Source organism: Streptomyces sp. NPDC002623 (assembly GCF_053592635.1).
The window spans coordinates 103661-125550 of the sequence record NZ_JBSFWB010000008.1; the positions used below are offsets into that span (position 1 = coordinate 103661).

A 21890-nucleotide genomic window follows, 5' to 3' on the forward strand; every position below is an offset into this window, starting at 1 on the left:
TCAACGGTACGGCGTCAACCTGTCGTGAAGATGTCGACCGTAGACCGAACTGGCCGACCTCCTGAGGGCGTACGCGACCGGCCGCGTGTACCGCAGGCGCGGTACACGGCGCCCGCCTGAATTCAGGGAAAACGTGCGGACGTTCGACGTACGGGCGTGCAAAGTGTGTCCCGTCAGGGTTGTGCGGGCACAGACGTTGCACAGGGGTGGGGACATATGGGACCGGGGCACAGGGCTGTCTGGGTGGCGATCACGGCGGCCGCGCTGCTGGCCGGTGTCGGGTGCGGCAGGCGGGCGGCGGAGGCCGCCGACGCGTCGTCCAAGGTCGTGGACGACACCGCCGGGATCCTGTCGGTGCTGACCCGGGCGGGCGACCTGAGCCAGGATCTGGGATCCGCCGAGGTCAGGATGACGACCGACCTGGGAGCCGGGCAGCCGGTCGCCATGGACGGCCTGTACACCTGGGGTGACGGCTACGCCTTCGACGTCGAGATGGACACCGCGGCCGCCCGGCTGCAGAGGCTCCAGGACGCCCCGCGGATCCGCGCGCTGTTCGTCGACGGCGTCTATTACTACGACGTCGATCCGCAGCCCGCCGGCCCGCTCGCGGGCAAGGAGTGGATGAAGGTGGACGCGTCGGCGATGTTCGGCGACGCGGGCCCGCAGGCCCCCTCCGAGAGCGCCGGCCCGGTGGCCTCCCTGAGCAGCCTGAAGTACGCCGACGACGTGGAGGAGCTCGGCAAGGAGACGGTCGGCGGTCAGCGCACGACCCACTACCGGGCCGTGCTCGACGGCGGCAGCCTGTACGACTCGGTCACCGGCGGCGCGGACTCGGTCACCGTGGACGTCTGGGTCGGAGGCAAGGAGCTGCCGGTGCGGTTGAAGCAGACCGTCGGCGAGGTGACCGTCACCATGGACTTCGTGAAGTTCGGCGGGACGGCCGCGGTGCAGGCTCCGCCGGCCGCGCAGACCGGCGATCTCACCGAGGCCGTCGAGCAGGGCGGCGGCGCACAGTGACACGAGCGCGCCCTGCCCCCTCGCGAGAGCGAGAGAGGACAGGGCGCGTCCGGGTCTGCGGGTGTTCGGGCCTCAGTGGTTGCGGGGGAAGCCCAGGTCGACGCCGGTGGGGGCGTCGGCGGGGTCGGGCCAGCGGGTGGTGACGACCTTGCCGCGGGTGTAGAAGTGGGTGCCGTCGTTGCCGTAGATGTGGTGGTCGCCGAACAGCGAGTCCTTCCAGCCGCCGAAGCTGTGGTAGCCGACGGGGACCGGGATCGGGACGTTGACGCCGACCATGCCGGCCTCGATCTCCAGCTGGAAGCGGCGGGCCGCGCCGCCGTCCCGGGTGAAGATCGCGGTGCCGTTGCCGAAGGGGGAGCTGTTGATCAGCGCCACGCCCTCGTCGTAGGTGTCCACGCGCAGCACGCACAGCACCGGGCCGAAGATCTCGTCCTGGTAGGCCTTCGCGGTGGTGGGGACCTTGTCGAGGAGCGAGATGCCGATCCAGTGGCCGTCCTCGAAACCGTCGACGGTGTAGCCGGTGCCGTCCAGGACGACCTCGGCGCCCTCGGCCGCCGCGCCGGTGACGTAGGAGGCGACCTTGTCGCGGTGGACGGCCGTGATGAGCGGGCCCATCTCGGAGGTCGGGTCGTTGCCGGGACCGATCTTGATCTTCTCGGCGCGCTCGCGGATCTTCTCCACCAGCTCGTCGCCGATCGAACCGACCGCGACGACCGCGGAGATGGCCATGCAGCGCTCGCCGGCCGAGCCGTAGGCGGCGGAGACGGCGGCGTCCGCGGCCGCGTCCAGGTCCGCGTCGGGGAGGACCAGCATGTGGTTCTTCGCGCCGCCGAGCGCCTGGACGCGCTTGTGGTTCGCGGAGGCCGTGGTGTGGATGTGCCGGGCGATCGGGGTCGAGCCCACGAAGGAGACGGCCTTGACGTCCGGGTGCTCCAGGAGGCGGTCGACGGCCGCCTTGTCGCCGTTGACGACGTTGAACACGCCGTCCGGCAGACCGGCCTCGGCGAGGAGCTCGGCGAGCTTCAGGGACGCCGAGGGGTCCTTCTCGGACGGCTTCAGCACAAAGGTGTTGCCGGTCGCGATCGCGATCGGGAACATCCACATCGGGACCATCGCCGGGAAGTTGAACGGCGTGATGCCCGCGACGACGCCCAGCGGCTGACGGATGGAGGAGACGTCCACCCGGCTGGCGACCTCGGTGGACAGCTCGCCCTTCAACTGTACGGTGATCCCGCACGCCAGGTCGACGATCTCCAGGCCGCGCGCGACCTCGCCGAGCGCGTCGCTGTGCACCTTGCCGTGCTCGGCGGTGATCAGCTCGGCGATCTCGTCGCGGTGCGCGTCCAGCAGCGCACGGAACTTGAACAGGATCGTGGTGCGCTTGGCGAGGGACGAGAGGCCCCAGGTCGCGAACGCGTCCTTCGCGGCCGCAACCGCCGCGTCGACCTCCTCGACGGAGGCGAACGCGACCTTCGTGGTGACCGCGCCGGTCGCCGGGTCCGTGACCGGCCCGTAGTTGCCCGACGCGCCTTCGACGGTCTTGCCGCCGATCCAGTGGTTGACGATCTTCGTCATGACCGAGTGCTCCTTCACAGATGGCGGCGTCGGGTAGAGACGTGCCGTTCGTACAGCTCACGTGCCTTCACCGCGGACGGTCGTGTCGCGGTCTCGGCCACAGGTACATCCCACCAGGCCTGCGCGGGCGGCGGGCCCGACACAGTGTCGGCCGTTTCGGTCTCCACGTAGACACAAGTGGGAGTGTCGGCGCGGCGGGCCTCGGCGAGGGCCTCGCGCAGTTCTTGGACGGTCTTCGCGCGCAGGACGCGCATCCCGAGGCTGGCCACGTTGGCGGCCAGGTCGACGGGCAGCGGGGCGCCGGTGAAGGTGCCGTCGTCCGAGGTGTAGCGGTACGCGGTGCCGAACCGTTCGCCGCCGACGGACTCCGACAGACCGCCGATCGAGGCGTAGCCGTGGTTCTGGATGAGCAGGATCTTGATCGCGATCCCCTCCTGCACGGCCGTCACGATCTCGGTCGGCATCATCAGATACGTGCCGTCGCCGACCAGCGCCCAGACGTTGCGCTCGGGGGCGGCGAGTTTCACTCCGATGGCCGCCGGGATCTCGTAGCCCATGCAGGAGTAGCCGTACTCCAGGTGGTACTGGTCCCGGGAGCGGGCCCGCCACAGCTTGTGCAGGTCCCCGGGGAGGGAACCGGCCGCGTTGATGATGACGTCCGACTCGTCGGCGAGGGCGTCGAGGGCCCCGAGCACCTGCGGCTGCGTCGGGCGCACGTCGGGCTCGTCGGCCTCGTAGCAGGCGTCGACGCGCTGCTCCCAGCGCTCCTTGTCCTCGGAGTACTCGGTGACATAGGCGTCCGCGACGCGGTGGCCGTGCAGTCCGAGGGCCTGCGTCAGCTCGCCCAGGCCGCTGCGGGCGTCCGCCACGAGAGGCAGACCGGCGAGCTTGTGGCCGTCGTAGGGGGCGATGTTGAGGTTGAGGAAGCGGACTCCGTCACCCGTGAACAGGGTGCCCGAGGCCGTGGTGAAGTCGGTGTAGCGGGTGCCCACGCCGATGATCAGGTCCGCGGTGCGGGCGAGTTCGTCGGCGGTGGCGGTGCCGGTGTGGCCGACGCCGCCCACGTCCTGGGGGTGGTCGTAGCGCAGCGAGCCCTTGCCGGCCTGGGTGGAGGCGACCGGGATGCCGGTGGCCTCGGCGAACTCGGCGAGGGCCTCCTCCGCGCGGCTGTGGTGGACTCCGCCGCCGGCGATGATCAGGGGGCGGCGGGCGGCGCGTATCGCGCGGACCGCCTCCGCGAGTTCGGTCGGGTCGGCGCCCGGGCGGCGGACGACCCAGGTGCGCTCGGCGAAGAACTCGTCGGGCCAGTCGTAGGCCTCGGCCTGGACGTCCTGGGGCATCGCGAGGGTGACCGCGCCCGTCTCCACGGGGTCCGTCAGCACCCGCATCGCCTGGAGGGCCGCCGGGATCAGGGCCTCCGGGCGGGTGACGCGGTCGAAGTACCTCGACACCGGGCGCAGGGAGTCGTTGACCGACACATCGCCCGCGTAGGGGACTTCGAGCTGCTGGAGCACCGGGTCGGCCACGCGGGTCGCGAAGATGTCGCCGGGGAGGAGGAGGACCGGGAGGTGGTTGACGGTCGCCAGGGCGGCGCCGGTCACGAGGTTCGTCGCGCCGGGGCCGATGGACGTCGTCACCGCGTGCGTGGAGAGCCGGTTCGACTGGCGGGCGTAGCCCACCGCCGCGTGCACCATGGACTGCTCGTTGCGGCCCTGGTGGAACGGCATCTCGGCGCCGTACTCGATCAGCGCCTGGCCGAGGCCGGCCACGTTGCCGTGGCCGAAGATGCCCCAGGTCGCGCCGATCAGCCGCTGCCGTACGCCGTCGCGCTCCGTGTACTGGGCGGCGAGGAAGCGGACGAGCGCCTGGGCGACGGTCAGCCTGGTGGTCGAGGTCGACGTCATCGGTAACCCCCTGTGCTCTCTACGTGGTCCGGGTGGAAGCAGATCCGCCACTCCCGGGTCTGGCCCGGTCCCGCCATGACGTTCAGGTAGTACATGGCGTGGCCCGGCTGGGCGATGGCCGGGCCGTGCCAGCCGTCGGGGACGAGGACGGCGTCACCGGAGCGGACCTCGGCGAGGACGTCGGCGCCGCCCTCGCGCGAGGGCGAGACGCGCTGATAGCCGAAGCCGCCCGGGCCGTCGATCTCGAAGTAGTAGATCTCCTCGAGCTCGGCCTCCTCGCCCGGCCGGTGCTCGTCGTGCTTGTGCGGCGGGTACGAGGACCAGTTGCCGCCGGGGGTGATCACCTCGACGGCGATCAGTTTGTCGCAGTCGAAGGCGTCGGCGGAGGCGAAGTTGCGCACCAGACGGGCGCAGTTGCCGCTGCCGCGCTCTTCGACGGGGACCTCCGGCGCGGGGCCGTAGCGGGCGGGGAGTTGTCGCTCGCACTTCGCTCCTGCCAGGGCGAAGCGGCCTCCCGCGCCGGAGGCGATCTGGACCCGGGCGTCTCGGGGAACGTACGCGAAGTCGGAGACCGACGCGAACACGCTTTCCCTGCCCAGGAGTTGGAACTCATTTCCGTCTGTTTGTACGGTACATCCGCCTTCGAGCGGAAGCACGATCCACTCACTGTCACCGGTGGTGAACAGGTGCGTGCCGCCCGGCTCCAGCTCGACGATCCGCAGGCTGCTGTGGGTCCAGCCGGCCCGCTTCGGGTCGATGTCGAGGACGTAGTTCCCGTCCGCGGTGGCGCCGCGCGGGACGTACAGGTCGTTGTTCGTCATGCGGCCCTCACAGCAGTCCGACGGCGGTGTCCACGGCGGCGGCGACGTCCCCGTCCGCCGGGTAGAGCAGCGAACGGCCGACCACCAGACCTCGCACGGTGGGGAGTTGCAGCGCCCCGCGCCACTTCTCGTACGCGCCGTCCTGGTCGTCGCCGACCTCGCCGCCCAGCAGGACGGCGGGGAGCGTGGACGTCTCCATGACCTCGGCCATGTCGTCGGGGTTGTCGGTGACCGGAACCTTCAGCCAGGTGTAGGCGGATGTGCCGCCCAGACCCGAGGCGATGGCGATCGACTTGGTGACGGCGTCGGCGGAGAGGTCGTTGCGCAGCTTGCCGTCCGCGGAGCGGCGGCTGATGAACGGCTCGACGAAGAGCGGGAGCTTACGGGCGGCCATGTCGTCGATGGCGCGGGCCGTGGTCTCCAGGGTGGTGAGGGAGCCCGGGTCGTCGTAGTCGATGCGCAGCAGCAGCTTGCCCGCGTCGAAGTTCAGCCGCTCGATGTCCTCGGCGCGGTGGCCGGTGAAGCGGTCGTCGAGCTCGAAGACCGCGCCCTGGAGACCGCCGCGGTTCATCGAGCCCATGACGACCTTGCCGTCGAGGGCGCCGAGGAGGAGCAGGTCGTCGAGGATGTCGGCGGTCGCGAGGACGCCGTCCACGCCGGGGCGCGAGAGCGCCAGGCAGAGGCGTTCCAGCAGGTCGGCGCGGTTGGCCATGGCCATCCGGTCCCCGCCGACGCCGAGCGCGCCACGGGCCGGGTGGTCGGCCGCGACGATCATCAGCCGGCCGGAGTCGTCGAGGAGCGGCCTGCGCGGGCGGCGGGCGGCGGCCTCGGCGATCGCCTCGGGGTACTGCGTGCGCAGGCGGACGAGTTCGGAGACGTCGACGGTCGTGGTCCCGGTCGTCCCGGCCGTCCCGGTCGGGGTCGCGGTCGAGGTCGCGGTCGGGGTCTCGGTCACGGGCTCGCTTCCGGAGGGCTGCTCGATCATGCCGTGGCAGCCCGTGTCGTAGGTCTCGTCGGGGGCGCCGCGCTTGCGGCCCGCCATCACAGCACCGCTCCGGCGGCGATCGCGGCCTCGACCTCGGCGACGGTCGGCATCGCGGAGGAGCACTCCAGACGGGAGGCGACGATCGCCCCGGCCGCGTTGGCGTGGCGCATGATCTTCTCCAGGTCCCAGCCCGCGAGCAGGCCGTGGCAGAGGGAGCCGCCGAAGGCGTCACCGGCGCCGAGGCCGTTGAGCACGTTCACCGGCAGCGGCGGGACCTCGGCGGACTCGCCCTTGCTGTTGACGGCGAGGACGCCCTTGGGGCCCTGCTTGACGACCGCGAGTTCCACGCCGGCGTCCAGCAGCGCCTGCGCCGCGGCCTGCGGCTCGCGCACTCCGGTGGCGACCTCCACCTCGTCGAGGTTTCCGACGGCGACGGTGGTGTGCTTCAGGGCCTCGGTGTAGAAGGGGCGGGCCGATTCCGGGTCCGACCAGAACATCGGGCGCCAGTCCAGGTCGAAGACCGTGGTGCCGGCCCTGGCCCGGTGGGCGAGGGCGGCGAGGGTCGCCGTGCGGCTGGGCTCCTCGCTCAGGCCGGTGCCGGTGACCCAGAAGATGCGGGCCTCGCGGACGGCGCCGAGGTCGAGCTCATGGGCGTCGATCTCCAGGTCCGGAGCCTTGGGCTGCCGGTAGAAGTACAGCGGGAAGTCGTCCGGCGGGAAGACCTCGCAGAAGGTGACGGGCGTCGGCAGCCCGGGCACGGAGGTGACCCAGCGGTCGTCCACGCCGAAGCCGCGCAGGGCCTCGTGCAGGTAGGTGCCGAAGGGGTCGTCGCCGGTGCGGGAGATCACCGCGGTCTCCCGGCCGAGCCGGGCGGCGGCGACGGCGACGTTGGTCGCCGATCCCCCCAGGAACTTCCCGAAGGACGTGACCTGCGGGAGTGGCACACCCGTCTGCAGCGGATAGAGGTCCACTCCGATCCGCCCCATGGTGATCAGGTCGTACGCCATCGAGTTCCCTTCGCCTTCGGCTCGTCCCCGGCACACGTCCTTTGTCCACGTCCGGTGTCGGCTCTCAGGGCTTTGTAGCCCCGCGCGGCGGACCCTGTCAATGTTTTGTCCAGACATTCGGACCAGCCCTTGACACCCCCTTCGGAGAGACCGCACGCTGACGCCCATGACGTCGTTGTCACCTGAGTCCTCACTTTCCCGCATCCGGATCGGATCGGCCCCCGACAGCTGGGGCGTCTGGTTCCCGGACGATCCCGCCCAGGTCACCTGGCAGCGCTTCCTCGACGAGGTCGCGCAGTCCGGCTACGAGTGGATCGAGCTCGGCCCCTACGGGTATCTGCCGACCGATCCCGCAGTCCTCACCGAGGAGACGTCGAAGCGCGGCCTGAAGGTCTCGGCGGGCACGGTCTTCACCGGCCTGCACCACGGCGAGGCCGTGTGGGAGAAGACCTGGGCGCACGTCGCGGACAACGCGGTGCTCGCGCAGGCGATGGGCGCGAAGCATCTCGTCGTCATCCCGTCCTTCTGGCGGGACGACAAGACCGGCGAGGTGCTGGAGTCCGACACGCTGACGCCCGAGCAGTGGCGCAATCTCACTTCGCTGACGGAGCGGCTGGGGCGGGAGGTGCGGGAGCGGTACGGGTTGCAGATCGTCGTCCACCCGCATGCCGACACCCACATCGACAGCGAGGAGAACGTCGTCCGGTTCCTGGACGGCACCGACTCCGACCTGGTCTCGCTGTGCCTGGACACCGGGCACTACGCGTACTGCGGCGGCGACAGCGTCAAGCTGATCGAGACGTACGGGTCGCGGATCGGGTACCTGCACCTCAAGCAGGTCGACCCGGCGATCCTCGCCGACGTGAAGTCGAAGGGGACGCCGTTCGGGCCGGCCGTCGCGCAGGGCGTGATGTGCGAGCCGCCTCGGGGCGTGCCGGAACTGGGTCCCGTCCTGGCGGCGGCCGGCAAGCTCGACGTCGATCTCTTCGCGATCGTCGAGCAGGACATGTATCCCTGCGAGCCGGACACTCCGTTGCCGATCGCTCAGCGGACCAGGGCGTTTCTGCGGTCCTGCGGGGCGTAGTTCGTTGTCTGCGGGTCGTGGGGGCTGGTCGCGCCCACGCGGCGGAGCCGCACACGCATACAGCCCCGCGCCCCTTTCAGGGTGTTGCCCTGCCGTAGCACCATAGGCACCCATGGCTGCCAGCACCGTGCACACTCGGTCGGGACAAGGACCAGGCGGGTCCTGGGAGTTCGCCATGGGCTTGCCGCATCCCCGGCTGCGGCCAGGGGTGATGAGTTATCGCGGGATACGGCTGGCCATGACCCGGCCCCGGCGGCGGTTGGAGACGCCGATCGGGGCCTCGACCCTGTTGCTGGGGTTCGACGAGCCCGTGCGCATCTCTCGCGGCGGACGGGCCCCGGACACGCTCGTGTCCGTGTACTGCGGGCCGACGACCACGCCGGCCGTCGGCGAGCACGGCGGGCGGATGTCGGGCATCGAGGTGCTGCTCACGCCCTGGGCCGCGTTCACCCTCTTCGGCACGCCTCAGCACGAGCTCGTCAACCGCACCGTCGACCCCGACGAGCTGCCGCACGCGCTGGCCACCTCCGTCGGCGAACTCGCCGCCGCGCTGGCCGCGCTGCCCGGCTGGGAGGAGCGGTTCGGGCTGCTCGACGAGGTGTTCGCCCGGTGGTGGGCGGCCGGCACGCCGAGTTCGGAGCGGGTGGCGCGGGCCTGGGCCCTGCTCGTGCGGACGGGTGGCGCGATACCGGTGCCCCGGCTGGCCGAGGAGGTCGGCTGGAGCGTGCGGCACCTGGAGAATCGTTTCCGGGAGCAGATCGGGCTCGGCCCCAAGGCGGCGGCCCGGGTGCTGCGGCTGCAAAGGGCCCGTCGGCTGCTGGCGGACGGGCAGAGCGCGGCCGAGACCGCGGCGCTCTGCGGCTTCTACGACCAGGCTCATCTCAGCGGTGAGTTCAAGGCCATGACGGGGTGCACGCCGAGGGAGTTCACGCAGGCCAGGCAGGGTTCGATGGCGGTGTCCCCGGCGGCGGACCGGCTGAGCGGGGAGGCGACGAGCCTGGTCCTGCCGGTTCGGCCGAACGATTGGTCCGGACCGGGTGCGCATTTTTCCAAGACCCGGCGCATTGGCTGAATACAGGCTGGGTCCCGCCAGTTGATCCGGTTGTTCCGGGGGGATGGCGGGGAACGGGGTCGGGTCGGATCCGTCGCAGCGGGTCCGACCCGCCTCCTGTCGGCGATACGTGTCGACGACTCGCGCGTCGGCGATGCGTGTCGGGCGATGCGTGTCGGCGACGCCCCGCCGCGGCTTCTGTCGGCGGTCCCGAGGCTTCCGTCGGCGGTCCTGGGGCGTTTGTCAACGCGCCCCTCCCACAGGCCCCGCGCATTCCTGTGCGTCACCTCTGTCACAAACACCCCCTTCTTGTCACACATGTCACGTGTACGCGGGTCTTGCGTCACACGCGGTCGACATCCGCCTCCCGACAGTCACCGAGCGTCGTTCACGGGGCACAGGCTCAGTGATCGCCAACGCAGCGCCGGGCTCCCCCGGGCGGCCTCCCGGCCGCCGCCCCCGCGTGCGCAGGAGGTGCAGCTCATGACCGACAGAAGGCTCTGGTCGTACAAGGAGATCGCGGCTCACATCAAGGTGCAGCCGGACACCGTACGGTCCTACCGCAAGCACGGACTGCTGCCCCCGCCCGACCACGTCGAGGGCGGCAAGCCCTTCTGGTACCCCGAGACCGTCCGCACCTGGGTCGCCGCCCGACCGGGCAACCGGGGGCGCAGGCTGGACTGACCCGCGACCGGCCCGCGGCGGAGCGAAAACCGGCTGTGCCCCACCGTGGCGTGGGGCACAGGCGGCCGCACAGGCGACGCCGGTCGCTTCCGGAGCCGCGGTTCGCTGACCTGCCGCCCTCCGCGCCGGCCCACGCCCACGCCCACGCCCCCGACATCAGCCTCGGCTTCGGCCTCGACATCAGCCTCGGCTTCGGCCTCGGCCGGCTCTCAGGCCCATGGCTCGATCACCGTCGCTCCCGCGCCCGGCGCCGTGCCCAGCGCCGCCAGTGCGTCCGGGACGGCGTCCAAGGTGATCGTCGATGTGACCAGCAGGTCGGGGCGCAGCACCCCCGCCCGGACCAGCTCCAGCATCTGCGGGTAGGTGTGGGCGGCCATGCCGTGGCTGCCCAGGATCTCCAGCTCCAGGGCGATGGCGCGGGCCATCGGGACGGGCGTCGTGCCGTCCGCCGAGGGGAGCAGGCCGACCTGGATGTGCCGGCCGCGGCGGCGCAGGCCGTTCACCGAGGAGGCGCAGGTGGCGGGGGAACCGAGGGCGTCGAGGGAGAGGTGCGCGCCGCCCCCGGTCAGCTCACGGACCGCCTCCGCCGGGTCCGGCACCCCCGTCGCGTCCACACACTGCGCCGCGCCGAACTTCCGCGCCAGGTCCAGGGCCTTCGGCGAGACGTCCACGGCGACCACCCGCGCTCCCGAGGCCGCCGCGATCATCACCGCCGAGAGGCCCACGCCTCCGCAGCCGTGCACCGCCACCCACTCCCCCGCGGCGACCCGGCCCTGCTGCACGACCGCCCGGAACGCCGTCGCGAACCGGCAGCCGAGGGAGGCGGCGGTGGCGTACGACAGGTCCTCGGGGATCGCGACCAGGTTCACATCGGCGTGGTCCAGGGCCACGTACTGGGCGAAGGAGCCCCAGTGCGTGAAGCCGGGCTGGGTCTGGCGTTCGCACACCTGGTGGTGGCCGGCCGTGCAGGAGGGGCAGCTGCCGCAGCCGCACACGAAGGGGACGGTGACTCTGGCGCCGGGGCGCCAGTTCCGCACTTCGGCGCCGACCTCCTCGATCACCCCGGCCAGTTCATGACCCGGGACGTGCGGGAGCGCGATGTCCGGGTCGTGGCCCTGCCAGCCGTGCCAGTCGCTGCGGCAGAGGCCGGTGGCCTCCACCCGGACGATGACTCCGTGTGGGGCCGGTCGAGGGTCGGGGACCTCGCGTACCTCAGCGGGTCGACTGAACTTCTCGAAGATCACCGCTCGCATCCGGGCTCCCGTCGCCGTCGTTGTCTGCGGGTACATCGTGGCTGGTCGCGCCGTTCCGCGCGCCCTTGGGGGGTTCCTCTCCCCCCTCGCTCAGTCCGAACCGCTCGTGGAACCTTCGCAACGGTCCCGGTGCCCACCAGGTCGCCTTGCCGGTCAGGCGCATCACCGCCGGGACCAGGAGGCTGCGGACCACCATCGCGTCCATCAGGACCGCCAGGGCGATGCCCAGGCCCAGCATCTTGGTGTTGGTGACGCGCGAGGTGCCTATCGCGACCATGACCACCGCCAGGATGACCGCCGCCGCCGTGATCAGACCGCCCGTGCGCTGCAGGCCCAGGCGGACCGCGCGGTCGTGGTCGCCGGTGCGGTCGTACTCCTCCTTGATACGGGAGAGCAGGAACACGCCGTAGTCCATGGAGAGGCCGAAGGCCACGCAGAACATCAGGACGGGGAGCGTCGTCTCGATGGAGCCCGGGCTGGTGAAGCCGAGCAGACCGGAGAGGTGGCCGTCCTGGAAGACCCAGACCACCGCCCCGAACATCGCCGTCAGGCTGAGGGCGTTGAGCAGGACCGCCTGGAGCGGGATCAGCACGCTGCCGGTCAGGAGGAAGACCAGGAGCAGGGTGACGATCGCCACGAAGGCCGCGGCCCAGGGCAGTTGGGCGCCTATCGCATGCTTGGAGTCGACCAGGACGGCCGCCGTGCCGGTCACCTTGGTGTCGAAGGGGGCGTCGGTGGCGCGCAGATCGCGTACCAGGTCCTGGGCCGCGTCGTCGACGGCCTCGCCCTTGGGCAGCACCGTGAAGTAGGCCGAGTCTCCGTTGACCGACGGACCGTCCACCCGGGCCACTTCGGGCAGGGCCGCGACGCGCTCCTTGTAGGCCGCGTACTGGGCCTGGGTGGCCTTGCCCTCCGCGAGGACCTCGAGACCGCCGCCGGGGCTGCCCGGGAAGCCGTCCCTGATGTGCTGCTGCACGATGTGGGACTCGGCCGAGGAGGGCAGCTGGCGGTCGTCCGCCGTGCCGAACTTCACGCCCAGGAAGGGCAGGCCGAGGAGGACCAGAACGGCCGTGGTCCCCAGGGCGAAGAAGGGGGCCCGGCGCATGACCAGACTCGCCGTCCGCCCCCACGCCCTGCCGCCCTCCTCGGCGGAGGTCTTCGCGGGCCCGCCCCGGCGGAACAGTCGGCGCAGGTCGAGGGCGTCGACCCGGTCGCCCAGCAGGACGAGCGTCGCCGGGAGCAGGATCAGGGCGGCCGAGGCGGCCAGCAGGACCACCGCCATGCCGGCGTAGGCGAAGGAGCGCAGGAAGTACTGCGGGAAGAGGAGCATCGCCGCGAGCGACACCGCGACCGTGAGCGCGGAGAACAGGACCGTGCGCCCGGCCGTGCGCAGGGTGGTGCCGATCGCCGTGACCGGATCGACGCCGGTGCCGAGCTCCTCGCGGAAGCGCCGGACGATGAACAGGGCGTAGTCGACGGCCAGGCCGAGGCCGAGGGCCGTGGTGAGGTTCATCGCGAAGATGGAGACGTCGGTGAACCGCGTGAGGCCGCTGAGGACCGCGTTGGTGCCGAGGATCGCGACGATGCCGATGCCGAGCGGCAGCAGGGCGGCGACGGCGCTGCCGAAGACCATCACCAGCAGGATCAAGGTGATCGGCAGGGCGATCAGCTCGGCGCGGGTCAGATCCTCCTGGATGGTCTTCTGCATCTCGTGCCGGACCGCGACGATGCCGCCCAGCTTGACCTCCAGCGGGCCGTGCGCACCCCGGTAGGAGGGCGCGATGCGGTCGAGGGTCTCGGCCGTCGCCTTCTCGTCGCCCGTGAGGCGGGCCGCTATCAGCGCCTCGTGGCCGTCCTTCGCGCGCAGGGCAGGGGCGGTCGAGGCGTCCGCCTGCCAGTAGGAGCCGACGCCGACGACTCCCTTCTCGGCGGCCAGGCGTTTCGTCAGCCGGTCGGCCTCGGCGGCGACGGCCTTGTCGTCGACCGAGGCCTCGCCCGAGTCGACGAGCAGCAGCAGATTGGGCTGGGAGCCGGGGAACTCGCGCTCCAGGGCCTTGGTCGCGTACGTGGACTGTGCGCCCGGGTCCTCCCAGCCGCCGCTGCCCAGTCGGTCGGCGACCCCGCTGCCGGCCAGCACGGCGAGCACGGTCAGCACCAGGGCCGCCAGCAGCGTCAGCCTGGGGCGGGCGGTCACGAATCGCGTCCAGCCCCGTGCGCGGGGTGGGCGGTTGACTTCGGTCATCGTGCGGTGTCCCCTTCACCTGGCGAACAGTCGTGAAACCCGTAGAATCGAAAACACGAGACATCGCTCGCGTTCTGACTGATCCCAGAATGCGAGCGACCGCTCGCGTTTGTCAACCGTGTACGAAGAGCTGGGGATGACGCGTGCCCGAGAGCCAGGAGCCCGAGAGCCGGGAGCCCGAGAGCCAGGAGAAGGAGCAGCCGCGCCGCCGTCAGGCGCGCGGCGAGCGGCGCATCGCGCAGCTGCTGGAGGCCGCGGCCACCGTCTTCACCACCAGCGGCTACACCGCCGCGAGCACCAACGCCATCGCCCGCGAGGCCGGTGTCTCGCCCGGCACGCTCTACCAGTTCTTCCCGAACAAGGAAGCGATCGCGATCGAGTTGGGCGACCGGCTCATGCACGAGATGCGCGAGGCCTACGGCGAGGCGCTGGCCCCCGTCGACCCGGCGACCCCGCTGGAGGAGGCCGTCGGCGCGGCCGTCGAGCGGTTCGTCGCCTTCAACTGCGACCACCCGGTGTTCTTCGCCCTGATGCACGGCCCCGACATCCCGGGCCACATCGCCGAGGAGCACGACGCGCTGCACGCGACGCTGCTCGCCCGCATAGAGGGCCTGCTCTCCTCCTTCCTGCCCGGCGCGCCCCGCGCGGACCTCATCCGGACCGCCCATGTCTGCCTGGGCATGTACAAGGCGGGCCTGGAGCTGATCCTGGGCCACGAGGGCGCCGAACGCGACGCGTACATACAGGAGCTGAAGAACGTGCTGACCCGCTACCTGGAGCCGCTGGTGCGCGAGGGCGGGAACGGGCCCGTGCACAGCGGAGCCGAAGCCACCACGGCCCCCTGACCCGACCCGACCCACCCCGCCTCGACCGGCCCCGACCCGCCCCGACCGGCGGGGCGCACTGCCGGCGTGCCGTCGCCCGGACGGCCGGCTGTTCGCCGAGGGGTACCTCCCGCGGCCGACGGCCGAGCAGGGCCACCTGTTCGCCTTCTTCTCCATCGGCGGGACGGCCCCGGTGGCACTGCTCGGGGTGGCCCGGGTGCACTCGTCGACGCGGGGGACCCTTCTTTGAGAAATACCCCCTAGGGGTATAGTGTGAAGTAACGGGAGGCCCCTCACGGCCCCGTCAGCCCCACCTGCCGCTACGAGGAGAACGACATGACCGCTCAGATCGACACCCCGGGCTCCGTCACCACCGTCTACAAGGTGAGCGGCATGAGCTGCGGCCACTGTGAGGGCGCCGTCTCCGGCGAGCTCTCGGAGCTCCCCGGTGTCACCTCGGTGAAGGCCGTCGCCTCGACCGGCGAGGTCACGGTCGTCTCCACCGCCGCGCTCGACGAGGAGGCCGTACGCGCCGCCGTCGACGAGGCAGGATTCGAGCTGGTCGGCCAGGCCTGAGGCGTCCCGTCCCGCACCACCCCCCTCCTCCACCCACCGGGCCGTACCGACCAGCTGATACTGGTTCCGTACGGTCCGGTCCGCTTCCTGGAGCACGGACATGACCAGCACCGCCACCGCGGACACCCCGATAACGTTCCCGACCTCCGAGGTCGAACTGCTCATCGGCGGGATGACCTGCGCCTCCTGCGCGGCCCGCGTCGAGAAGAAGCTCAACCGCATGGACGGCGTCACCGCGACGGTCAACTACGCCACCGAGAAGGCGAAGGTCAGCTACCCGGCCGGCATCGAGGTCGCCGATCTGATCGCGACCGTGGTGAAGACCGGGTACTCGGCCGAGGAACCCGAGCCGGAACCACCGGTCCAGGGCCGGGAAGAGACGCCCCGGGATCCCGAACTCGACAGCCTGCGGCACCGGCTGATCGTCTCCGTGCTGCTGGCCGCGCCCGTCGTGCTGATGGCGATGGTTCCGTCGCTGCAGTTCGACAACTGGCAGTGGCTCTCGCTGACGCTCGCCGCTCCGGCGGTCGTCTGGGGCGGCGGGCCGCTGCACAAGGCCGCGTGGACGAACCTGCGGCACGGCGCGGCCACCATGGACACCCTGGTCTCGGTCGGCACGCTGGCCGCGCTCGGCTGGTCGCTGTGGGCGCTGTTCTTCGGCGACGCGGGCATGCCCGGCATGCGGCACCCCTTCGAACTCACCGTCTCCCGCACGGACGGCGCCTCGGCGATCTATCTGGAGGTCGCCGCCGGCGTCACCGCCCTCATCCTGCTCGGCCGCTTTCTGGAGGCACGCTCCAAGCGGCAGGCGGGGGCGGCGCTGCGAGCGCTGATGGAGCTGGGCGCGAAGGACGTGGCCGTCCTGCGGGGCGGCAAGGAAGTGCGGATCCCGGTCGACCGGCTGGCGGTCGGGGACCGGTTCGTCGTACGGCCCGGTGAGAAGGTCGCCACCGACGGGACGGTCGTCGAGGGCGCGTCCGCCGTGGACGCGTCGATGCTGACCGGCGAGTCCGTGCCGGTGGACGTCGGTCCGGGCGACGCGGTGACCGGGGCCACCGTGAACGCCGGCGGGCGGTTGGTCGTCGAGGCCACCCGGATCGGCTCGGACACGCAGCTCGCGCGGATGGCGAGGCTGGTCGAGGACGCGCAGAACGGCAAGGCCGAGGTGCAGCGGCTCGCCGACCGGGTCTCCGGGATCTTCGTGCCGGTGGTGCTGCTGCTCGCGGTCGCCACCTTCGGCGGCTGGCTCGGCGCGACGGGCGACACGGCCGCCGCGTTCACGGCGGCCGTCGCGGTCCTGATCATCGCCTGCCCGTGCGCGCTCGGGCTCGCCACGCCCACCGCGCTCATGGTCGGCACCGGGCGCGGCGCGCAGCTCGGCATCCTCATCAAGGGCCCCGAGGTCCTGGAGTCCACGCGCCGCGTCGACACGGTCGTCCTCGACAAGACCGGAACCGTCACCACCGGCCGGATGACCCTGCAGGACGTGTACGTCGTGGACGGCACGGACGAGCGGGAGCTGCTGCGGCTGGCCGGGGCCCTGGAGCACGCCTCCGAGCATCCGGTCGCCCGGGCGGTGGCGGCGGGCGCCGAGGAACAGGTCGGCGAGCTGCCGGCGGCCGAGCGGTTCGAGAACGTGCCCGGGCGGGGCGTGCGCGGGTTCGTGGAGGGCCGTGAGGTGGCCGTCGGGCGCCTCTTCGAGTCCGTCCCGGAGGAATTGGCGCGCGCCAAGGACGAGGCCGAGCGGGGCGGTCGCACGGCCGTCGTCGTCGGGTGGGACGGAGTGGCGCGCGGGGTGCTTGCGGTCGCCGACGCGGTCAAGGAGACCAGCGCCGAGGCGGTGCGGGAACTGCGCGCGCTGGGGCTCACGCCGGTGCTGCTGACCGGGGACAACGAGACGGTCGCGAAGGCCGTCGCGGAGGCCGTCGGGATCGACCGGGTCATCGCCGAGGTGCTGCCGGAGGACAAGGTCGACGTCGTACGGCGGCTGCAGGGCGAGGGGCGGGTCGTCGCCATGGTCGGGGACGGCGTCAACGACGCGGCCGCGCTCGCCGCGGCCGACCTGGGGCTGGCCATGGGGACCGGCACGGACGCGGCGATCGAGGCGAGCGATCTGACGCTGGTGCGCGGGGATCTGCGGGCGGCCGCGGACGCGATCCGGCTGTCCCGGCGGACGCTGACCACGATCAAGGGCAACCTGGTGTGGGCCTTCGGCTACAACGTGGCCGCGTTGCCGCTGGCCGCGGCCGGGCTGCTGAACCCGATGATCGCGGGTGCGGCGATGGCGTTCTCGTCGGTCTTCGTCGTGACGAACAGCCTGCGGTTGCGCGCCTTCAAGTGACCGTCCCGAAAAGTCATACCCCCTGGAGTCCCGGGCGTGCCTCACATAAGCTCTTCACAAGGCTCGCGCATCATCCTTACGCTTGGGCCTCGATCGCCGTATCCGGTCTCTTGCGCATCTAACGGACATATGCAAGAGACTCAGATCACAGTGATGTGAACGTAACCATCGAAGGGGCTCGACGGTCTAAGTTGACGATGTCAGGAAGCGTCTTGGGGGGCGTGACCTGACATCTGAGGATGTCTTGGGGGACTTCCTCAGAGATGCGTTGCCGGGGCACGTACACCGGGAAGCTTTGAGCGGCCCTCCCAGCGTGCGCTGTCCCGGCAGATCGCACACAGGTGGTAGTACGACGAGTTCTGCTCGTTCTGCTCAACCGCAGGCACAACAACCGCACATGGTTACAAAACAGCGAATTCAGGCGCTGTCCTCACAACGCCCGGCCGGATCCCGTGGGGGGAATCCGCACCGGGACATGGGAAGGCGCCCTGGTCGTCGGCCCGTGGGGGGACCGCCGCCGGGGCGCCTTCCGTATGCCCACACGCAGGCCGCGCAAGCAGGGACCAGTCGAGCCACCTAAGGGGCGCGGGGAACTGCGCGACCAGCCCCCACGCACCCGCAGCCGAACAACAACGGCGGGGAACCATGCGGCCCCCCGCCGGCAGGCGTCAGCGCTGCTCGACCGGCACGAAGTCGCGCTCGACGACGCCCGTGTAGATCTGGCGCGGGCGCCCGATGCGAGAGCCGGGCTCCTTGATCATCTCGTGCCACTGGGCGATCCAGCCCGGGAGACGGCCGAGGGCGAAGAGGACCGTGAACATCTCGGTCGGGAAGCCCATGGCCCGGTAGATCAGGCCGGTGTAGAAGTCGACGTTCGGGTAGAGGTTGCGCGAGACGAAGTAGTCGTCGGAGAGCGCGTGCTCCTCGAGCTTCAGCGCGATGTCCAGCAGCGCGTCGTCCTTGCCGAGCGCCGAGAGGACGTCGTGCGCCGCAGCCTTGATGATCTTCGCGCGCGGGTCGAAGGACTTGTACACCCGGTGGCCGAAGCCCATCAGGCGGACGCCGTCCTCCTTGTTCTTCACCTTGCGGATGAAGGAGTCGACATCGCCGCCGTTGGCCTGGATGCCCTCGAGCATCTCCAGCACGGACTGGTTGGCACCGCCGTGCAGCGGGCCCCACAGCGCGTTGATGCCGGCCGAGATCGACGCGAACATGTTCGCCTGGGACGAGCCGACCAGACGGACCGTGGACGTCGAACAGTTCTGCTCGTGGTCCGCGTGCAGGATCAGCAGCTTGTCGAGCGCGGAGACGACGACCGGGTCGAGGTCGTACTCCTGGGCGGGGACCGAGAAGGTCATCCGGAGGAAGTTCTCGACGTAGCCCAGGTCGTTGCGCGGGTAGACGAACGGGTGACCGATCGACTTCTTGTAGGCGTACGCCGCGATCGTCGGGAGCTTGGCGAGCAGCCGGATCGTGGAGAGGTTGCGCTGCTTCTCGTCGAACGGGTTGTGGCTGTCCTGGTAGAACGTGGACAGCGCGGAGACCACCGACGACAGCATGGCCATCGGGTGGGCGTCGCGCGGGAAGCCGCGGTAGAAGTTCTTGACGTCCTCGTGCAGCAGGGTGTGCTGCGTGATGTCGTTCTTGAAGACGCTGAGCTCGTCGACGCTCGGCAGCTCACCGTTGATCAGCAGGTAGGCGACCTCGAGGAAGGTCGAACGCTCGGCCAGCTGCTCGATCGGGTAGCCGCGGTACCGGAGGATGCCCTGTTCGCCGTCCAGGTACGTGACGGCGGATTTATACGCGGCGGTGTTGCCGTAGCCGCTGTCCAGGGTCACCAGACCGGTCTGGGCGCGAAGCTTCCCGATGTCGAAGCCCTTGTCGCCGACGGTGCTGTCGATCACCGGGTAGGTGTACTCGCCGTCGCCGTACCGCAGTACTACAGAGTTGTCGCTCACGTCATCCCTCACCGACGTTGTGCCTCTTCTTCGAGGTTGCCCTGACTGTCTCTACCATCCCCCATTTGGCGCAGGAGAGTGCACTCGGGGTCGACCATTGGGCTTATTGGCGGCACTCAGTGCCGCCAACTACCTCATCCTGCCGCCTTGGTCACGGTTGGGGAAGTGCTCTGTGACCTTTGTGACTCATTTGATCGATCATTTTTTACGAAGGTCCGCGAGCCGAAAGTCCAGGGCCGTGCAGCGCCGGCCCGCCGACACCGTGCGTACCGCCTGGCCGATCGCCTTGCGGGAGCCGACGAGGACGACCAGCTTCTTCGCACGGGTCACGGCCGTATACAGAAGGTTCCGCTGCAGCATCATCCATGCTCCCGTGGTGACGGGGATCACCACGGCGGGATATTCACTTCCCTGTGAACGGTGGATGGTCACCGCGTACGCGTGCGCCAGTTCGTCCAGTTCGTCGAACTCGTACGGAACCTCCTCGTCCTCGTCGGTCAGCACCGTGAGGCGCTGGTCCACCGGATCGAGCGAGGTGACGACGCCCACGGTGCCGTTGAAGACACCGTTCTTCCCCTTGTCGTAATTGTTGCGGATCTGAGTGACCTTGTCGCCGACGCGGAAGACCCGGCCGCCGAACCGCTTCTCCGGGACGTCGGGGCGGCCCGGGGTGACGGCCTGCTGGAGCAGCCCGTTGAGCGCGCCGGCCCCGGCGGGTCCACGGTGCATGGGCGCGAGCACCTGGACGTCCCGGCGCGGGTCGAGGCCGAACTTGGCGGGGATACGACGGGCCGCCACGTCCACCGTGAGCCGGCCGGCCTCCTCCGTGTCGTCCTCGACGAAGAGGAAGAAGTCCTTCATGCCGTCGGTGAGCGGGTGCTGCCCGGCGTTGATCCGGTGCGCGTTGGTCACCACGCCGGACTGCTGGGCCTGGCGGAACACGCGCGTGAGGCGCACCGCCGGGACGGGGCTGCCGTCGGCGAGCAGATCGCGCAGCACCTCGCCCGCGCCGACGCTGGGGAGTTGGTCCACATCTCCGACGAAGAGCAGATGGGCGCCCGGCGGCACGGCCTTGACCAGCTTGTTGGCGAGCAGCAGGTCCAGCATCGACGCCTCGTCGACCACGACCAGGTCGGCGTCCAGCGGGCGGTCGCGGTCGTAGGCCGCGTCGCCGCCGGGCTTGAGCTCCAGCAGGCGGTGGACGGTGGAGGCCTCGGCGCCGGTGAGCTCGGCGAGGCGCTTGGCGGCGCGGCCGGTGGGGGCGGCCAGCACGACCTTGGCCTTCCGGGCCCGGGCCAGCTCCACGATCGAGCGGACGGTGAAGGACTTGCCGCAGCCGGGGCCGCCGGTGAGCACGGCGACCTTCTCGGTCAGCGCGAGCTTGACGGCCGCCTCCTGCTCGGGCGCGAGTTCGGCCTTCGTACGGGCCTTCAGCCAGGCCAGCGCCTTGTCCCAGGCCACGTCACGGAAGGCCGGCATCCGGTCCTCCCCGGTGCGCAGCAACCGCGACAGCTGGGCGGCGAGGGCGAGTTCGGCGCGGTGGAAGGGGACCAGGTAGACGGCGGTGACGGGTTCCGGGCCGCCGTCCGGGCCCGGGACCTTCTCGCGGACGACGCCGGGCTCCTCGCCCTCCTCGGCGGGCGCCGCGAGCTCGGCGAGGCACTCGATGACAAGGCCGGTGTCGACCTGGAGGAGCTTGACCGCGTCGGCGATCAGTCGCTCCTCGGGGAGATAGCAGTGGCCCTGGTCGGTGGCCTGGGACAGCGCGTACTGCAGGCCCGCCTTGACGCGCTCCGGGCTGTCGTGCGGGATCCCGACCGACTGGGCGATCTTGTCGGCGGTGAGGAACCCGATGCCCCAGACGTCGGCCGCGAGCCGGTAGGGCTGGTTCTTGACGACGGAGATGGACGCGTCGCCGTACTTCTTGTAGATGCGGACCGCGATGGACGTGGACACCTCGACGGTCTGGAGGAAGAGCATGACCTCCTTGATCGCCTTCTGCTCCTCCCAGGCGTCGGCGATCTTCTTCGTGCGCTTCGGGCCGAGGCCGGGGACCTCGATGAGCCGCTTCGGCTCCTCCTCGATGATCTGCAGGGTGTCCATGCCGAAGTGCTGGGTGATGCGGTCGGCGAAGACCGGGCCGATGCCCTTGACCAGGCCGGATCCGAGGTAACGGCGGATGCCCTGGACGGTGGCGGGCAGCACGGTCGTGTAGTTCTCGACGGTGAACTGCTTGCCGTACTGGGGATGGGAGCCCCAGCGGCCCTCCATGCGCAGGGACTCGCCGACCTGGGCGCCGAGCAGCGCGCCCACCACCGTGAGAAGGTCGCCGGCGCCTCTGCCGGTGTCGACCCGGGCGACCGTGTAGCCGTTCTCCTCGTTGGCGTACGTGATGCGCTCGAGCACGCCTTCGAGCGTGGCCAGTCGCCGTTCTCCCGCCTGGGCGGCCCCCGCCTGATCGGTCATGATCCGACCGTACCGCCCGGCACCGACAGGCCCGTCGGTTCGGGTCCGTCCGTGCCGGACGGGGCGGCCCGGACGGGGCCTGGACGACCCGTGTCCTGTTCA

At 70.8% G+C, this 21890-nt stretch carries 16 protein-coding genes; 7 read left to right on the plus strand and 9 right to left on the minus strand.

Features of this window, described 5'->3' with window-relative positions; translation table 11 throughout:
* Nucleotides 1-243 precede the first annotated feature (243 nt).
* On the plus strand, nt 244-1017 hold the full coding sequence (locus ACWD4O_RS16735) for a hypothetical protein (protein WP_451280466.1): 774 nt from the start codon (nt 244-246) through the stop codon (nt 1015-1017).
* Between the two features lie 72 nt (nt 1018-1089).
* Here ACWD4O_RS16735 and mmsA read toward each other — a convergent pair whose 3' ends face one another.
* Genes mmsA through iolC form a run of 5 tightly spaced genes read right to left on the minus strand, consistent with a single transcriptional unit; the run spans nt 1090 to nt 7309 of the window.
* Nucleotides 1090-2592, minus strand: coding sequence for a CoA-acylating methylmalonate-semialdehyde dehydrogenase (gene mmsA / locus ACWD4O_RS16740; protein WP_351906497.1), 1503 nt, complete (start codon nt 2590-2592; stop codon nt 1090-1092).
* A gap of 14 nt (nt 2593-2606) precedes the next feature.
* Nucleotides 2607-4496: a 3D-(3,5/4)-trihydroxycyclohexane-1,2-dione acylhydrolase (decyclizing) gene (gene iolD / locus ACWD4O_RS16745; RefSeq protein ID WP_450945794.1), complete on the minus strand. Its 1890-nt coding sequence runs from the start codon at nt 4494-4496 to the stop codon at nt 2607-2609.
* Nucleotides 4493-5317 (minus strand): 5-deoxy-glucuronate isomerase, encoded by an 825-nt coding sequence (iolB, locus tag ACWD4O_RS16750; protein ID WP_398425279.1) that lies wholly within the window; start codon nt 5315-5317, stop codon nt 4493-4495. The genes iolD and iolB overlap by 4 nt, the downstream gene beginning before the upstream one ends.
* Before the next feature lie 7 nt (nt 5318-5324).
* A complete protein-coding gene (locus ACWD4O_RS16755) occupies nt 5325-6359 on the minus strand; it encodes a Cgl0159 family (beta/alpha)8-fold protein (protein WP_451280469.1) in 1035 nt (344 codons plus the stop codon).
* A complete protein-coding gene (iolC, locus tag ACWD4O_RS16760) occupies nt 6359-7309 on the minus strand; it encodes a 5-dehydro-2-deoxygluconokinase (protein ID WP_451280471.1) in 951 nt (316 codons plus the stop codon). The genes ACWD4O_RS16755 and iolC overlap by 1 nt, the downstream gene beginning before the upstream one ends.
* Before the next feature lie 166 nt (nt 7310-7475).
* Between iolC and ACWD4O_RS16765 the strand changes: the two genes are divergently transcribed.
* The 3 genes from ACWD4O_RS16765 to ACWD4O_RS16775 all read left to right on the plus strand — a co-directional run bounded on the left by ACWD4O_RS16765 (nt 7476) and on the right by ACWD4O_RS16775 (nt 10128).
* Nucleotides 7476-8393 (plus strand): sugar phosphate isomerase/epimerase family protein, encoded by a 918-nt coding sequence (locus ACWD4O_RS16765; RefSeq protein WP_351906512.1) that lies wholly within the window; start codon nt 7476-7478, stop codon nt 8391-8393.
* Nucleotides 8394-8631: 238 nt separating this feature from the next.
* Nucleotides 8632-9465 carry a helix-turn-helix domain-containing protein gene (locus ACWD4O_RS16770; RefSeq protein WP_451280859.1) on the plus strand — a complete coding sequence of 278 codons (834 nt, stop codon included), beginning with the start codon at nt 8632-8634 and terminating at the stop codon, nt 9463-9465.
* 462 nt (nt 9466-9927) lie between these two features.
* The gene (locus tag ACWD4O_RS16775) at nt 9928-10128 is read left to right on the plus strand and encodes a helix-turn-helix transcriptional regulator (RefSeq protein ID WP_451280473.1); all 201 of its coding nucleotides are present in this window, start codon (nt 9928-9930) and stop codon (nt 10126-10128) included.
* 209 nt (nt 10129-10337) lie between these two features.
* Here the strand turns inward: ACWD4O_RS16775 and ACWD4O_RS16780 are convergent, their stop codons facing one another.
* Entirely contained in the window at nt 10338-11381 is a 1044-nt protein-coding gene (locus ACWD4O_RS16780; RefSeq protein ID WP_451280475.1) for a zinc-dependent alcohol dehydrogenase family protein, read from the minus strand.
* Nucleotides 11341-13623: an MMPL family transporter gene (locus tag ACWD4O_RS16785; RefSeq protein WP_451280477.1), complete on the minus strand. Its 2283-nt coding sequence runs from the start codon at nt 13621-13623 to the stop codon at nt 11341-11343. Before ACWD4O_RS16785 ends, ACWD4O_RS16780 begins: the two co-directional genes overlap by 41 nt.
* Before the next feature lie 143 nt (nt 13624-13766).
* Here ACWD4O_RS16785 and ACWD4O_RS16790 point away from each other — a divergent pair, with 143 nt between their 5' ends.
* The 3 genes from ACWD4O_RS16790 (at nt 13767) to ACWD4O_RS16800 (ending at nt 17364) form a co-directional block, all read left to right on the plus strand.
* Nucleotides 13767-14468: a TetR/AcrR family transcriptional regulator gene (locus tag ACWD4O_RS16790; RefSeq protein WP_451280479.1), complete on the plus strand. Its 702-nt coding sequence runs from the start codon at nt 13767-13769 to the stop codon at nt 14466-14468.
* Nucleotides 14469-14783: 315 nt separating this feature from the next.
* Nucleotides 14784-15023 (plus strand): heavy-metal-associated domain-containing protein, encoded by a 240-nt coding sequence (locus tag ACWD4O_RS16795; protein ID WP_358805082.1) that lies wholly within the window; start codon nt 14784-14786, stop codon nt 15021-15023.
* Between the two features lie 100 nt (nt 15024-15123).
* Nucleotides 15124-17364, plus strand: coding sequence for a heavy metal translocating P-type ATPase (locus ACWD4O_RS16800; RefSeq protein ID WP_451280480.1), 2241 nt, complete (start codon nt 15124-15126; stop codon nt 17362-17364).
* A gap of 668 nt (nt 17365-18032) precedes the next feature.
* Here ACWD4O_RS16800 and ACWD4O_RS16805 read toward each other — a convergent pair.
* Complete coding sequence (locus tag ACWD4O_RS16805) at nt 18033-19322, minus strand: citrate synthase (protein WP_358805084.1); 1290 nt, start codon at nt 19320-19322, stop codon at nt 18033-18035.
* Between the two features lie 198 nt (nt 19323-19520).
* Nucleotides 19521-21788, minus strand: coding sequence for an SF1B family DNA helicase RecD2 (recD2, locus tag ACWD4O_RS16810; RefSeq protein WP_451280482.1), 2268 nt, complete (start codon nt 21786-21788; stop codon nt 19521-19523).
* Nucleotides 21789-21890 lie beyond the last annotated feature (102 nt).